Raw genomic sequence first — 16,139 nt, forward strand, 5'->3', positions numbered from 1 at the left:
AATGAGAAAAGCGAAGGAAAGTCTGTGTCTGCTGTTCCTGTTTCTCTCCATTGCAGGTCTTGCGGGATGTGAAGGAGGACGGGAAGACGCGTCAGAATATAAGATTTATTATGTCAACAAAGAAAATACAAAAACAGTTGCAGTTGGGTATGAGCCGGAAGCGGAAGAAGACAGAGAACTGATACGGGAACTTCTGCGGAAGCTGGTTCAGGATAAAAAGCATTCTGATTATCACAGGGCCCTTCCGGCGCAGGTGAAGCTGGAATCCTGGAAACTGGATAATTCCCAGTTATATCTGTATTTTAACAGTGCCTATATGGAGATGGATAATGTCCGGGAAGTACTGTGCAGAGCTGCCATTGTAAGAACCCTGATTCAGGTGGAAGGGGTGGAATGCATTTCCTTTTATGTAATGGATTCACCTTTGACAGATGATGGCGGGAATCTGATTGGTCTGATGACAGCAGAGAGTTTTATCGAGAATCCGGGCGAACAGATTAATACCATTCAGACAGCCAGCATCACGCTGTATTTTTCCAATCCCGAAGGGACAGCGCTGATACCGGAAGTGCAGGAGGTCCATTACAGCAGCAACATTTCCCTGGAAAAACTGGTGATGGAGCAGCTGCTAAAAGGGCCGAAAGGAAAAGGAAAGCGTTCTGCCATTCCGGAAGGAACCAAACTGGTAAATGTATCTGTGCTGGACGGGGTGGGATTTGTGAACCTGAATGAGGGATTTCTCAATCAGAATTATGAGGTTGCGGAGCCGGTGGTAATTTATTCCATTGTGAATTCTCTGGCGGAGCTGGCAAACATCAATAAAGTGCAGATTTCCGTAAACGGAGACAGCCAGGGAGTTTATCGGGAAAAACTGGAGCTGAACACAGTCTACGAGCGTAATCTGGATTATCTGGATGAGAGCGTTCGTTCCCAGAAGGACCGGGAGGAAGATGGCGTGGAAAATGTAGTAATTGAAGAGGGGGAATCAGGTGACTGATCGTGTAATTTGCTGCCTGACATTTTCACTTCTTATGGGAATTCTTGCTGAAAAGTACGGGAGCCTGTGGCCGGCAGGCGGATTGCTGGCTCTTCTTCTGTACACCGGACTGGTAATTGTCCGATGTCAGGAGCATCCCTGGCGGGTGATACTGATTCGGAGCGCTGCCTGTGTTCTGATGTTTTGTTTCGGTCTGTCCCGGTTCCAGGAGGAACAGAGTCTGCGGGACAGACTGGAAGGAGTGTTAAAAGAAGGAGACAGGCTTACCGTTCAGGGAGAAGTCAGCAGAAAAGAAGAGAAACAGGAGCAGTGTCTTTATTACCTGACAGATACCAGGATACTGGCAGATGGCAGGATTTATCCCGGCAGCGGGATTCTTGTATACAGTTCTGAACGTCATATTCAACGGGGAGATATTCTGAAAGTGACCGGAGAATATGAACCATTTCAAACAGCCCTGAATGAAGGGAATTTCAACGAAAAACAATATTACCAGAGCAGAAAAACGGAATTTCGCCTGTATGCACAACAGGAAATGGTGGTGTCCAAAGAGGGCAGAGAATTTATCCGGGTTCTGGAAAAAATACGACGAAAACTCAGGGAAACCTACCAGAGGTGCATGTCTGAAAAAAATGCCGGACTGATGGCCGATATGACACTGGGGGATAAATCTTTGCTGGAGCCGGAGAGCAGGGACCTTTATCAGGCGGCAGGCATCGGACATATTCTGGCCATTTCCGGCCTGCATGTGTCTCTGGCCGGTATGGGTGTGTACCGGCTGCTGCAAAAGTGTTCCTGTCCCTTTACTGTGCGGATTCTGCTGTCAGCAGGAGCAGTATGCAGTTTTGCCACAATGTCCGGTATGGAAATTTCCACCTTTCGGGCAGTCTGTATGTTCTGTCTGTCTCTGACGGCCCGGATTCTGGGCTGCAGTTATGATTCTCTGACAGCCCTTGGAGTCAGCGGAGCCCTTCAGCTCTGGGAAAATCCCTTTCTGCCGGACAATACAGGATTTCTGTTTTCTTACGGAGCAGTTCTGGGGGTAACAGCGGCGGCCCGGATTCTGAGAAAAGACAGAGAACAGGAAAACAGGAAAGAAAAAACAGATGAAACCAGAAAGGGATTTTTCAGAAAAGCAGGAAAGCTGCTTAAGCAGTGGAAAGATACCATAAGTATGAGTTTTTATATTCAGCTTGCCACTCTGCCTTTATCCCTGTATTTCTATTACGAAATCTCCTGTTACAGTATACTGGTAAACGGGTGCGTATTGCCCTTTCTGGGTCTTTTGCTGGGGCTGGGATTTCTGGGCGCCGCAGCAGGAAGCATTTTTCCTGCTGTGGGAAATGTGATTCTGGGCCCTGTGGGATGGATGCTTACAGGAAATGAGATAATCTGCCGCAGCGCTTTAAATCTGCCGGGAGCAGTATTTCTGGCGGGGAAGCCGGATATCAGACTGGTATTTGCTTATTATGGAATTCTGGGACTGGTATGGTACCTGTGCCATTTCAGCAGTAAACTGTCCGGACGTCCCTTTAAACACACCGATAATTCCTCTTCTGAATCAGTACAGTCTCCGTGGTACAGAGTGGGAAAAATTGCCGCGGGGGCAGGAATTACGGCAGCTCTTGGGATGCTCCTGTTTTTGCGGGAAGGGCCTCAGTTTGAAATTGCTGTGCTGGATGTGGGGCAGGGAGACGGAATTTTTATTCAGACAGAAGAAGGGGAACATTTTTTTGTGGATGGAGGCAGCAGTGATGTGAAGCAGGTGGGTACCCGACGGATTCTGCCCTTTCTGAAATCCAGAGGAATTACATCTGTCAGAGGATGGATTGTGTCCCATGCAGATGCGGATCATATCAGCGGACTGAAAGAACTGCTGGAAAAGGGATACCGGGTGGAATATCTGATTGCTGCCAGAGGTATGGCGGAAGATGAGAACGCGGAATCATTACTGGAACTGGCAAAAAAGGCAGGCTGCCAGGTGGTTTTGGCAGTTCCCGGCATGAAGTTTGGCACAGAAAATACGAAATTTACGGTTTTTCATCCGGAACCTGATGTACATAAAAGGGGAAAAGAAGACCGAAATGGCAATTCTCTTGTGGTTGCCCTGGAACATCAGGGTTTTACCGGAATGTTTACCGGAGACATCGGCGCGGAGCAGGAACAGCAGATCGCCCGGCAGCAGGTGAAAACATGGATGAAAGAGCGGGGAATAAATCATGTGGATTTCTACAAATCTTCCCATCACGGTTCAAATGGTTCCAACAGCCGGGAACTGCTGGAGATTTTTTCTCCAAAGGTGACGACTGTTTCCTGCGGAAAGGGAAATTCCTATGGACATCCGGGCAGGGAGGCTCTGGAGCGGATAAGAGAGGCCGGAAGCAGGATATTCTGTACTATGGAAAAAGGTCAGATTACCCTTTGGCCGAAGGGAGATGAAATTGCTGTCCGATTTATGACCGATGACAGAACAGTTCAGCTTCCTGAGATTGAAAAAGGAGCAGAATTATGGTAGTATAGAAAGAAAATAAGATGGGAATCACAATAATCAGAGCATTCAGCATAAAAAGGAGCAGGCATTTATGAAAAGCATAGATGAGGATATAAAAAAGGGCAGTTTTCAGTCAGTGTACCTGCTGTACGGAGAGGAAGCCTATCTGAAAAAGCAGTACAGACAGAAGTTAAAACTTGCTTTATCTTCTGAGGGTGATACCATGAATACAGGAATTTATGAGGGAAAACAAATCAATCCGGAAGAACTGATTGATTTGGCGGAAACACTTCCCTTTTTGGCAGAGCACCGGTTGATTCTGGTGGAGAATAGCGGTTTTTTCAAATCTTCCTGCGATAAACTGGCAGATTATATGAAACAGATTGCACCGGCTGCCTGTTTTGTGTTTGTGGAAGATGAGGTGGATAAGCGCAGTAAAATGTATAAGGCTGTAAAAAATGCAGGGAGAGTGGTGGAGTTTGCCAGACAGAAGGAGGGGCTTCTGACAAAGTGGATTCTCACCCGTCTCAGACGGGAAAATAAAAAAATTACCCAGCCGGTTATGGAGCTTTTTCTGGAAACAGCAGGAAACGACATGGAGAATATAGACAGGGAACTGGAAAAGCTGTTTTGCTATACCCTGGGGCGGGAAGTCATTACAGCGGAAGATGTGGAAGCCGTATGTGTGGGACAGACCACCGGGAGAATTTTTGACATGGTAAATTATATTGCAGAGCAGAGGCAGAGACAGGCCCTGGAGCTTTACTATGACCTTCTCGCACTGAAAGAACCATCTATGCGGATTCTGTTTCTGGTGGCCCGGCAGTTTCAGAGTTTACTCCTTGTGAAGGAACTGCGCAATCAGGGGTATGATTCAAAAGCCATTTCTTCCAGGCTGGGGATTCCTGAATTTGCGGCCCGGAAACATCTTGCCCAGTCAGGGCATTTTACGCCGGAACAGCTGAAAAAGGCTGTCTCAGACTGTGTGCAGGCAGAAGAGGATGTCAAAACCGGAACTATGAATGACCGGATGGCAGTGGAGGTGCTGATTGTCCGTCTGAGCAGTAAGAACTGTAACTCAGGGTAAGAAGAATGGACTGAAAAGTCGCAGGTTTTCCTGGAGTTATCGTTGCTGACGTTGTCATAATAATAATTCCTGGCAATACAATTTGCAGAAAATGACAAACAGAAAATGATACACAGAAAAAAGAAGCCGACTGACGGTATCGGCTTCTTTTTATGATTTCCTTTTTATAAAAACTAAGCAATGTTGTTTACAGCTTTGGTAAGCTGAGAAACTTTTCTGGCTGCATTGTTTTTGTGATAAACACCTTTGGAAGCAGCTCTGCTGATCTGAGAAATAGCAGCGGTTAATGCTGCCTGTGCAGCCTCCTTATCATTTGCTGTAATAGCAGCTTCTACCTTTTTAACAGAAGTTTTAACAGCAGATCTGATAGATTTGTTGCGGGCTGTTCTTGTTGCAGTTACTAAAATTCTCTTTTTTGCTGATTTGATGTTAGCCAATCCGTACACCTCCAATTTTATAAAAGTATGACAATCCAGTTGACTGTTATGCGGAAAAAGGATTGTACTGTATTCTACAGTTGTTTCATTAAATCCGGACACGGACGTTCTAATGTAAACATACTCATATATTCTAGTCCCAAATTTTCAGTCTGTCAATACATATTCCAACACTTTTTGTAAAAAATAGTTATTGCTGCATAAGATGAAATGAAAACTGGAAATATTCTTGGAGGGATTGTTATGGAACAGTTTCAGGTGCGTACAGATCTGGCATTGGAAACCCGTGAGAAATTTGAAGAGGACAATGTGGAAATCAAAGGAGTGCGGGTAGAAGAAGAATATCGGGAAAAATCAGAAATTAAAATTACCACCATGGTAATCGAGACAGAAAACGGGGCAAAAGCCATGGGAAAACCCAAAGGGACCTATATTACACTGGAAGCAGCCAATATGGACTGCCAGGACGAGGACTACCATCGGGAAATTTCCCTTGAGCTGGCAAAAATCATCCGGAAGCTCCTGCCTCCGAAAAAAGAAACGCTGTCGGTACTGGTGGCGGGGCTGGGAAACCGGGAAGTAACGCCCGATGCTCTTGGGCCCAGGGTGGTGGACAACATGTTGATTACCCGTCATGTACTGAAAGAATTTGGAAAATATGCATTCGGAGAAGAAGAGGTAAATGCGGTCAGCGGAATTGTGCCCGGGGTGATGGCCCAGACCGGAATGGAAAGCCAGGAAATTATCCGCGGTGTTGTGGATGAAACGAAACCCGATGTGATGATTGCCATTGATGCGCTGGCAGCCAGAAGTACCAGAAGGTTAAGCCGAACCATACAGATTACAGATACCGGTATTAATCCCGGTTCCGGCGTGGGGAACCACCGCCATGGCCTGTCAGAAAAAACCATGGGAATTCCCGTAATAGCCATCGGGGTGCCTACGGTTGTGGATGCGGCCACCATCGTAAATGATACCATGCATACCCTGATTCAGGCCATGGAGGAGAACAGCCACCTTGAGACCCTTACCACCGGGCTGAATGCATTGAATGACATGGAAAAATATGAACTGATTCGGGAACTTCTGTCTCCCCAGCTGAATACCATGTTTGTAACCCCGAAGGATATTGACGAATCCGTCAGACGTCTGAGTTTTACCCTTTCCGAAGGATTGAATATTGCATTTGCATAAATATTTTCGTACAGGCATATATTTAATTATTCAATATAAATATAACTGCCTTTTTGCAGACGACGGATAAGGAAGACGGGAATGGGGAATTTTTCAGGAAAAGAGAGAAGAAGGAAAGTCAGGAGTTATACAGGAGGGGTTCTGCTGCTTGTAAGCCTCCTGTTTGTATTTGTATGTTATCAGAACATGTCGGAAACGGGAAAAGCGCCTGCAGTAAAACAGGTTATCTCCTGGATAAAAGAAGAGATTGCGGTGGGAGCCTTTAAAAACTGCATGATGATTATGATAACAGAAAAAGACCAGGAACAGTCTCCCACACTGGGGGCCTGGTTTCTGGAAAAACTGGAACAGACTTATCCGGTCTGCCAGTTCAGCGAAACCATGACGGAGTATAATACCAGGGTGGAAAGCGACCTGGCCGGAGCGCTGCTGGCAGAAAATGAGCGGGAAGGGGAAAAATCTCCGGAGGAACAGGGAGGCCAGGAAACTCCGGAGGAACAGGAAAGCCAGGAAACTCCGGAGGAACAGAAGACAGAAGAAAGCAAAACGGAACAGAAAAAGAAAGACGAACAGGAACAGGCGGAAACTTCTGTGGATGCAGAGGGAAAAGCCCTGGAGATTTCCAGAGAAAAATTAAATGATTTTGACTATCTGGTGCAGAATTTTTATCAGATTGACCGTACCACCACCATTGACAGCAGCCAGCTGAATGCAGACGCGCTTCTTGGAAAGAGTATGAAGCTGGAAAAGGGAGCTGAAAATGTACAGATTCTGATTTACCATACCCATTCCCAGGAAGGATACGCGGATTCCACACCGGGGGATACAGGTACCGGTGTGGTGGGCGTGGCGGAATATCTCACAACACTTTTGAGGGAAAAAGGATATAATGTTATGCACCACACCGGAGAATATGATGTAAAAGACAGAGATAATGCCTATTCTTATGCAGGACCGGCCCTGGAACAGATTCTTGCGGAAAATCCGGAGATTGAAGTGGTGATTGATCTGCACCGGGACGGGGTTGCGGACACGACTCGCCTGGTGTCGGAGGTAAACGGAAAACAGACTGCCCAGATTATGTTTTTCAACGGGCTGAGCCGAACCACTTCCAACGGTGATATCGCTTATCTGGCAAATCCGTTTCTGGCAGACAATCTGGCCTTTTCTTTTCAGCTTAAGCTGGCGGCGGAGGAATATTATCCCGGTTTTGCCAGGGCAAATTACCTGAAAGGTTACCGCTATAACCTGCATTACCGGCCCAAAAGCCTGCTGGTGGAGGTGGGCGCCCAGACCAATACGCTGGAAGAGGCCATGAATGCCATGGAGCCCCTGGCGGATATTTTACATAAAGTGCTGTCAGAATGATGTTCAATACCAATGGAGGAAACAGTGATGGAAGAAGCAGGCAGAATCCGGTGGATGAACCGGGAGAATCTGGAACAGAAAGAGAGAAATCAGCAGGAAGAACTGCTGCTGCAGTCCCTGTACAAACTGGAGCCGGAATACTGGAGCGGTGTGAAACTGGTGGAAGATTCCCTGTATGGAGCCTTCCGGATTCATGAGGGAGCACAGGGAACCGTCAGCGCTGCCTTTTTGCTGAATGAGCAGGATTTCATTCTGGTAACCGGGAAAGAAGAAAAAGAGATTCTGCTGCGGTCTGAAAACCCTCCCATGGAGGAAGGGCTGGAAGAGCTTTTTGAGGCTGTTTTAAAGCGGGGCCAGCAGAAAGTGGAACGGATGGAAAAATATCTGATTGACATGGAACAGGAAATTGTGAAAGGAAAAATCAACCGGAACCGAAATCAGAATATTTTTGAGTGTAAACGTTCTCTGGCGGTGTGGAAAAATGATTATGTGCAGTTTCTGAATGTGGTGGAGGGGATCAACGGACTGGAACAGAAAAAGAAAGAAGGACGGGGGCAGATTTTAAATGAGGAATCTGCCTGTTTTTTTCGTGTCTATGAAAATAAGCTGCGGCGCCTCACCGAGGAGACCCAGTTTCTGTACGAAGAACTGGTGCATATCCGGGAAGCGCTGGATGCGGCGCTGTCCTATGAACAGAATCACATCATGAAGGTGTTCACCACAGTCACTACGGTTTTCATGCCCCTTTCTTTGATTGCAGGCTGGTACGGAATGAATTTTGCCGGAATGCCGGAGCTGGGCTGGAAATACGGCTATCCCTTTGCAGGTGTTTTAAGCGTGCTGGTGGTACTGGTATGTATCTGGTTTTTCCGGAAGAAAAAATTGTTTTAGGAAAAAAAGATTGCGAAGATACAGGCGAGAGTATATACTATAGTCTGAAACGTAACGAAACAGAGATAACAGGAGGATTTTGAAAGATCATGGCAGCAACGGACCAAAGTAAAATCAGGAATTTTTGCATTATTGCACATATAGACCACGGAAAATCCACACTGGCGGACCGCATTATCGAGAAAACCGGCCTTCTCACCAGCCGGGAAATGCAGGCCCAGGTCCTTGACAATATGGAACTGGAACGGGAACGGGGCATTACCATCAAGGCTCAGACGGTACGAATTGTATATCAGGCGCAGAATGGAGAAGAATACATATTCAATCTGATTGACACGCCGGGACATGTGGATTTTAATTATGAGGTATCCAGAAGCCTGGCAGCATGCGACGGGGCGGTGCTGGTGGTGGATGCAGCTCAGGGAATCGAAGCCCAGACGCTGGCAAACGTATACCTTGCACTGGATCATGACCTGGATATTCTTCCTGTCATCAATAAAATAGATCTGCCCAGTGCCCAGCCGGAGCGGGTAATTGAGGAAATCGAAGACGTTATAGGCCTGGAAGCTCAGGATGCACCCAGGATTTCCGCAAAAACCGGACAGAACATCGAAGAAGTGTTAGAACAGATTGTGGCAAAAATTCCGGCGCCGGGAGGAAATCCGGACAACCCTTTACAGGCATTGATTTTTGACTCCCTGTATGATTCCTACAAAGGGGTTATTGTGTTCTGCCGTATCAAGGAAGGCCGGGTAAAACCGGGTACCACCATTAAAATGATGGCCACAGGAGCCAGAGCCGACGTGGTGGAGGTGGGCTATTTCGGTGCAGGACAGTTTATTCCCTGTGAGGAACTCAGCGCCGGAATGGTGGGTTATCTGACTGCCAGCCTGAAAAATGTCAGGGACACACAGGTGGGAGACACCATTACAGATGCGGACCATCCCTGCGGGGAACCCCTTCCGGGATATAAAAAGGTAAACTCCATGGTCTACTGCGGCATGTACCCGGCAGACGGCGCCAGATACCCGGATCTGCGGGATGCGCTGGAAAAACTTCAGTTAAACGATGCGGCTCTGCAGTTTGAGCCGGAAACATCCATTGCGCTGGGCTTTGGATTCCGCTGCGGTTTTCTGGGACTGCTGCACCTGGAAATTATTCAGGAGCGTCTGGAGCGGGAATATAATCTGGACCTGGTGACTACGGCGCCCGGTGTTATTTATAAAGTCCATAAGACCAACGGGGAAGTGATTGAACTGACCAATCCTTCCAACCTGCCGGATCCGGCGGAGATTGAATATATGGAAGAACCGGTAGTCAGTGCGGAAATCATGGTGACCAGTGATTATATCGGGGCCATTATGGATTTGTGCCAGGAGCGCCGGGGAATTTATGTAAGCATGGAATATATGGAAGAAACCAGAGCCCTGCTGAAATATGAACTGCCCTTAAATGAAATTATCTATGACTTTTTTGACGCCCTGAAATCACGGTCCAGAGGCTATGCCTCCTTTGACTATGAGATGAAAGGCTATGCTCGTTCGGAACTGGTGAAACTGGATATCCTGATTAATAAGGAAGAAGTGGATGCCCTGTCTTTCATTGTCCACAGCGGAACCGCTTATGAGCGGGGAAGAAAAATGTGTGAAAAATTAAAAGAAGAGATACCAAGGCATCTGTTTGAAATTCCGGTTCAGGCGGCCATTGGAAGCAAGGTTATCGCCAGGGAAACGGTGAAAGCCATGCGCAAGGATGTGCTTGCAAAATGTTATGGCGGGGATATTTCCAGAAAGCGGAAGCTGCTGGAGAAGCAGAAAGAGGGAAAGAAACGGATGCGCCAGATAGGTAACGTGGAAATTCCCCAGAAAGCCTTTATGAGCGTGCTGAAACTGGATGACAAATAGACACTGGAGCCGATTTATGAAACCTTTTTCCGAAAAAGAAAACAGAAGGAATCTGGAGCTGTATCTGCATATTCCCTTTTGTGTGCGAAAATGCAGTTACTGCGATTTTCTGTCCATGCCGGCAGAAGAAACACTCCGCAGACAGTATGTGGACATGCTGTTGACAGAACTCAGAGAAAAGGGGCGATTTTGCAGAGGATATCAGGTTTCCACTGTGTTTTTCGGAGGCGGCACACCTTCCCTCCTGTCAGGTGTGCAGATTGCGGAACTGATGGAGGAAGTAAGGAACAGCTTCAGCCTGGAGCCGGAGGCGGAGATTACGCTGGAATGCAATCCCGGTACTCTGGACAGACAGAAACTTTTATTCTGCAGAAATTCCGGAATCAACCGGCTGAGCATGGGGCTGCAGTCTGCCAGCAACAGGGAGCTGGAGCTTCTGGGGCGTATCCATACCTTTGAGGAATTTCTGGAAAATTTTGCACTGGCCCGGAAAATGGGATTTGAAAATATAAATCTGGATTTAATATCCGGACTTCCCAGGCAGACCGTAGAAGACTGGAGAGATACACTGGAAAAGGTGCTGGCCCTGCGGCCGGATCATATTTCTGCCTACAGCCTGATGGTGGAAGAAGGGACGCTTTTTTTTGAACAGTACGGGGCGGACGAGCTGCGCCGGGAACAGGGGGAACATCCCGAAATCCTGCCGGAAGAAGAAACAGAGCGGGAGATGTATGAGCTGACCCGTAATCTGCTGGAGGAAAAGGGATATCATCGTTACGAGATTTCCAATTATGCCAGGACAGGCAGAGAATGCCGCCACAATACCGGCTACTGGCAAAGAGTTCCCTATCTGGGTCTGGGTCTGGGAAGCGCTTCCCTGATGGAAGAGAAGCGGTTTTCCAATCCCAGGGATCTGGAGACGTACCTGAAGGGACAGTATGTGGATCTGTCCCGGATTCTTCAGAAAGGTCCGGAAAACCCAGGGAGAGAATCCGGGAATGGGCCAGGGGAGCAGCAAAATCTGCCGGCGGAAGTGACAGTGCTGGACAAAACACAGCAGATGGAGGAATTTATGTTTCTGGGCCTTCGCATGACAGAAGGCATTTCCAGAGCAGAATTCCGCCGGCAGTTTGGAATGGAGCCGGAAGGCATTTACGGGGCCAGGCTGCAGAAGTTTCAGAGCCAGGGGCTGGTGGAACAGAAAGAAGGCAGGATTTTCCTGACAGAGGCGGGAATCGGAGTGAGCAATTATGTACTGAGCGGATTCCTGGTGGAACAGGATGGATAATTACAGGTTTTACATCAGAAAAAGGGCGCTTCACAACAAAAAAAGTTTTTTCCGGCAGAATCACACGATATAACATAAAATATGCGCAGATGGAGGGAAAAGACTTGAAAATTGCAGTATGTGATGATGAAAAGGTGATAAGAGCCGCCATTGGGGAGCGAATCCGCCAGCTGTATCCGTCCTGTCAGATTCTGGAATATGAAAGGGGCGAACAGCTTCTGCCTCACAGTCAGGAGCTGGATATTATTTTTCTGGATATTCAGATGGAGGGAATCGACGGTATGGAAACAGCCCGCAGAATCCGGAAAAAGAACCGGCGGGCAGTCCTGATTTTTCTCACTGCCTGGGAGGAATATGTATTCCAGGCCTTTGATGTGGACGCCTTTCACTATCTGGTAAAACCTCTGAAAAAAGAGAAGTTTTATCAGGTGTTAGAGGCAGCGGTGAACCGGGTGAAAGATTCTGCAGTTTCCCCTCAGGCAATGGAGGAGGAGCGTGCAATTCTTGTGAAATCCGGGGCGTTTTCCAGGAAAATTCCCGTGTGTGATATTATGTATGCAGAGGTGAGAAACCGTAAAGTAACGCTGCATACCACCAGAGAAAGCATGGAATTTTATGCAAAGCTGATGGATCTGGAACAGGAGCTGGGAGAAGATTTTGTGCGCTCCCACCGGAGTTATCTGGTTCATCTTCGGTATGTTTCCGGATACTGCGCCACGGATATTACACTGGAAGACGGAACAGTGATTCTGCTGGCTAAACAGAAGTACAGGGAATTTGTGCAGCGGTATCTGAACTATATAAAAAGGACAGAGGAAGCCATATGAGCAGTTTATCGCCGGAAGAGATATTTGAAATCCTGACCTTTCTGGAAATGAATCTGGGGCATCTTACTGGCGCATTCTTTTTTGGACAACTGACAGAAATTCTTCTGGAAGCAGATTCAAAAGGCAGGCGCAGATGGTATGTAACGGCAGTTTATGCTGTCACCATGATTTTTCTGGGAGAAATACCGATGGTTCTGGACAGTTTTGCGGCATATATTCTGGGGGTTCTGGCGGTATTTGCTGTACTGCTGCCGGGAAGCCGGGAGGATATATGGATTAAGGTTTTTCTGTGCGTCACCTTTTTTTCCATACGATTTCATGTGATGTCAGCCATCAATCAGATTAATATGTCCCTGTATGAACTGGGAACTGTTCTGTTCAACAAAGCTACAGAAAACCGTTATATCAATACAGGACAGATTTCCATGGTGCATATTGCTCTGTCTGCCGCACTGGGTTTGCTGTGGCTTTTGGGGAGTTTTGTTATCATGGCGAAATTTGCGGCCCGCAATGTGCCTTTTCGGAATCGCAGGCCTGACGGAAAAGAAATTCTGATTCTGCTGATGCCGGGAATTCTGGGAGCTCTCTGCTATTTTATGATTCACTGGATTCACGTGGAATCAGGACCGGGACAGAATGCGGCATGGTTCAGCCCCTGGCAGTATTTCTCTATCTGGCTGACCGTTCTTATGATTAATATTCTGAGTCTGGCGTCCATATTTGCGGTGTGGAAGCTGTTTCATGAACTGGAACGGAAGCAGGAAGAAGAAAAGTATCAGGAACTGCTGGAAAATCAGATGCGGGAGATGCAGTCTCATATCCGGGAAATCGAACAGCTTTACGCCGGGATCCGGGGGATGAAGCATGACGTGAAAAATCACATTACTGTAATGGAATCCCTGATGGATCAGCAGAACTATGAGGAGGCCCGGGCCTGGCTGGGTTCCGTGGAACGGGCAGTGGAGCAGATGGAATATGAGCACAGAACGGGAAATCCCGTTACGGATGTAATCATCAATGAAAAATACAGCCGGGCAAAAGAAGAAAAGGTTCGGTTTGAAACGGGATTTTTCTTCCCGGAGCAGGAAGGGCCGGATGTATTTGACATCAGCATTATTTTAAATAACGCACTGGAAAACGCACTGGAAGCGGTAAGCAGGGAACCGGAAGAAAACCGGCAGATTATGCTCCATTCCCGCTGCAGGAAACAGGTATTCCTGATTGAAATAAAAAATACCTTTACAGGTTCCCTGGACTGGGACAGGGAAAGCGGTCTTCCTCTGTCTGCCAAAGAGGACAGGCAGCATCATGGTCTGGGGCTGAAAAATATCCGCAGGGCAGCGGAAAAATATTATGGGGCCATTGACATTGAAACAAAGGACGGAATGTTTTTGCTGACCGTTATGCTGAATTTGGGCGGTCACAGTATGGAAAAACGGAGTGAATCATAACAATGAGGAAGCGTAATTATCAGAAAGAGCTGGATCAGATTCTGGAAGAACAGGAACAACAGGGCCGGGTGCCGAAATTATTTCTTCACAGCTGCTGCGCCCCCTGCAGCAGTTATGTACTGGAATATTTATCCCGGTACTTTCAGATTACCCTGTTCTATTACAATCCCAATATTTATCCGGAAGAGGAATACCATAAACGGGTGGAAGAACAGAAACAGTTTATGTTCAGATTTCAGCGGGATATGCAGGAGACAGAAAAGCTCTGCCATCCCATGGAATTTCTGGAAGGAGCTTATGAGAAAGAAAGGTTTTATCAGATGGCCAGGGGGATGGAAGAACTTCCGGAAGGCAGAGAACGCTGCTTTCGCTGTTATGAACTGCGGCTGCGGGAAGCAGCCCGACAGGCAAAAAAGCTGGAAATGGATTATTTTACCACAACACTGTCCATCAGTCCCCTGAAAAATGCGGAGAAATTAAATGAAATCGGGGAAGGGCTGGCAGAAGAGTACGGCGTGTCTTATCTGGTTTCTGATTTTAAGAAGAAAAACGGTTTCAAACGTTCCACGGAACTTTCCGGAATGTATGATATGTATCGGCAGGATTACTGCGGCTGCGTGTTTTCCATGAGAGAACGACAGGACAGGAAACAGAAGGCAGGAAGCAGCGGCAGTCCGGAACTATAATAAATGAAGATTTAACAAAACAGAGAAAGAGGGAAATACTATGGCACAGTTATGGGGCGGACGCTTCACAAAAGAAACAGATCAGTTGGTTTATCAGTTCAATGCATCCATATCCTTTGACCGGAAATTTTACAGACAGGACATGGAGGGAAGCATTGCTCATGTAAAAATGCTGGGAAAGCAGGGAATTCTGACGGAATCTGAGACAGAGGAAATTGTAAGGGCGATAAAAGAAATTCTGCAGGAAGTGGAGGATGGTACACTGGAGATTTCTCAGGAATATGAGGATATTCACAGTTTTGTGGAGGCCACGCTGATTGACCGTCTGGGGGATACCGGGAAAAAGCTGCACACGGGAAGAAGCAGGAATGACCAGGTGGCTCTGGATATGCGTCTCTATACCAGACAGGAGGTACTGGAAACTGACGAACTGCTGAAAGAATTACTGCAGGTACTTTTTACAGTGATGGAAAATAATCTGGATACTTATATGCCGGGATTTACCCACCTGCAGAAAGCGCAGCCGGTAACGCTGGCCCATCATCTGGGCGCTTACTTTGAAATGTTTAAACGGGACCGTCAGCGTATGGAGGATATTTACCGGAGAATGAATTACTGTCCCCTTGGCAGCGGAGCACTGGCAGGAACCACTTATGACCTGGACCGGTACCACACTTCAGAACTGATGGGCTTTGCCGGGCCCACTTTAAACAGTATGGATGGTGTGTCTGACCGGGATTATCTGATAGAATTTCTGTCCGCCCTGTCTACGATTATGATGCATTTAAGCCGTTTTTCAGAAGAAGTGATTATCTGGAACAGCAATGAATATCAGTTTATTGAAATTGACGACGCCTACAGCACCGGGAGCAGCATTATGCCTCAGAAGAAAAATCCTGATATTGCAGAGCTTGTCCGGGGAAAAACAGGCCGGGTCTATGGCGCCCTGATTTCTCTGCTCACCACCATGAAAGGAATTCCGCTGGCCTATAATAAAGACATGCAGGAGGACAAGGAACTTACCTTTGACGCCATGGATACCGTAAAAGGCTGTCTGGCCCTCTTTACCGGAATGCTTTCCACCATGAAATTCCGAAAGGAGCAGATGGAGGCCAGCGCCAGAAACGGCTTTACCAATGCCACAGACGCGGCGGATTATCTGGTGGGTCATGGGGTGCCCTTCCGTGATGCCCATGGTATTGTGGGGCAGCTTGTACTGTACTGTATTGAGAAAAACAGGGCCATTGATGAGATGACCCTGGAAGAGTTAAAAGCTGTAAGCCCTGTATTTGAAGAAGATATTTTTGAGGCGGTTTCCATGAAAACCTGTGTGGAAAAGCGGCTGACACTGGGAGCTCCCGGACAGGAGGCCATGAAAAAAGTTCTGGACCTGGAGCGGGAATATTTAAGCAGCGACTGGAAGAGCCAGCTGAAAGACTGGGAACAGGAACTTCTGAACCAGGCCCCTGCCACACAGCAGTCTGTCTGATTTGTATAAATCAGAGCAGGATAATTTGT

13 protein-coding genes are annotated in these 16,139 nt (G+C 47.3%); 12 read left to right on the plus strand and 1 reads right to left on the minus strand.

Annotation, left to right across the window (positions count from 1 at the left end):
* The first annotated feature begins 1 nt into the window (after position 1).
* From C805_RS14525 to holA, 3 genes are all read left to right on the plus strand, one after another.
* Positions 2–997: a GerMN domain-containing protein gene (locus C805_RS14525; protein ID WP_016214628.1), complete on the plus strand. Its 996-nt coding sequence runs from the start codon at positions 2–4 to the stop codon at positions 995–997.
* Entirely contained in the window at positions 990–3,512 is a 2,523-nt protein-coding gene (locus C805_RS14530; RefSeq protein ID WP_016214629.1) for a DNA internalization-related competence protein ComEC/Rec2, read from the plus strand. Before C805_RS14525 ends, C805_RS14530 begins: the two co-directional genes overlap by 8 nt.
* 67 nt (positions 3,513–3,579) lie before the next feature.
* Positions 3,580–4,575 (plus strand): DNA polymerase III subunit delta, encoded by a 996-nt coding sequence (holA, locus tag C805_RS14535; protein ID WP_016214630.1) that lies wholly within the window; start codon positions 3,580–3,582, stop codon positions 4,573–4,575.
* A 173-nt stretch (positions 4,576–4,748) separates the two neighbouring features.
* Here the strand turns inward: holA and rpsT are convergent, their stop codons facing one another.
* Positions 4,749–5,012, minus strand: coding sequence for a 30S ribosomal protein S20 (gene rpsT, locus C805_RS14540; protein WP_016214631.1), 264 nt, complete (start codon positions 5,010–5,012; stop codon positions 4,749–4,751).
* Positions 5,013–5,255: 243 nt separating this feature from the next.
* Between rpsT and gpr the strand changes: the two genes are divergently transcribed.
* The 9 genes from gpr (at position 5,256) to argH (ending at position 16,110) form a co-directional block, all read left to right on the plus strand.
* Positions 5,256–6,206 (plus strand): GPR endopeptidase, encoded by a 951-nt coding sequence (gpr, locus tag C805_RS14545; protein WP_016214632.1) that lies wholly within the window; start codon positions 5,256–5,258, stop codon positions 6,204–6,206.
* A gap of 81 nt (positions 6,207–6,287) precedes the next feature.
* On the plus strand, positions 6,288–7,574 hold the full coding sequence (gene spoIIP, locus C805_RS14550) for a stage II sporulation protein P (RefSeq protein ID WP_016214633.1): 1,287 nt from the start codon (positions 6,288–6,290) through the stop codon (positions 7,572–7,574).
* Positions 7,575–7,601: 27 nt separating this feature from the next.
* The gene (locus C805_RS25235) at positions 7,602–8,465 is read left to right on the plus strand and encodes a CorA family divalent cation transporter (RefSeq protein WP_016214634.1); all 864 of its coding nucleotides are present in this window, start codon (positions 7,602–7,604) and stop codon (positions 8,463–8,465) included.
* 89 nt (positions 8,466–8,554) lie between these two features.
* Entirely contained in the window at positions 8,555–10,369 is a 1,815-nt protein-coding gene (gene lepA / locus C805_RS14560; RefSeq protein ID WP_016214636.1) for a translation elongation factor 4, read from the plus strand.
* A gap of 16 nt (positions 10,370–10,385) precedes the next feature.
* Entirely contained in the window at positions 10,386–11,657 is a 1,272-nt protein-coding gene (gene hemW / locus C805_RS14565) for a radical SAM family heme chaperone HemW (RefSeq protein ID WP_016214637.1), read from the plus strand.
* A 104-nt stretch (positions 11,658–11,761) separates the two neighbouring features.
* Positions 11,762–12,484: a LytR/AlgR family response regulator transcription factor gene (locus tag C805_RS14570; protein WP_016214638.1), complete on the plus strand. Its 723-nt coding sequence runs from the start codon at positions 11,762–11,764 to the stop codon at positions 12,482–12,484.
* A complete protein-coding gene (locus tag C805_RS14575) occupies positions 12,481–13,935 on the plus strand; it encodes an ATP-binding protein (RefSeq protein WP_016214639.1) in 1,455 nt (484 codons plus the stop codon). The genes C805_RS14570 and C805_RS14575 overlap by 4 nt, the downstream gene beginning before the upstream one ends.
* 2 nt (positions 13,936–13,937) lie before the next feature.
* Complete coding sequence (locus tag C805_RS14580; RefSeq protein ID WP_016214640.1) at positions 13,938–14,621, plus strand: epoxyqueuosine reductase QueH; 684 nt, start codon at positions 13,938–13,940, stop codon at positions 14,619–14,621.
* A 40-nt stretch (positions 14,622–14,661) separates the two neighbouring features.
* Positions 14,662–16,110 carry an argininosuccinate lyase gene (gene argH / locus C805_RS14585; RefSeq protein WP_016214641.1) on the plus strand — a complete coding sequence of 483 codons (1,449 nt, stop codon included), beginning with the start codon at positions 14,662–14,664 and terminating at the stop codon, positions 16,108–16,110.
* The last annotated feature ends 29 nt before the right edge of the window (positions 16,111–16,139 follow it).

It is taken from the genome of Eubacterium sp. 14-2, assembly GCF_000403845.2.
In the GTDB taxonomy this organism is placed as follows: Bacteria; Bacillota; Clostridia; order Lachnospirales; family Lachnospiraceae; genus Petralouisia.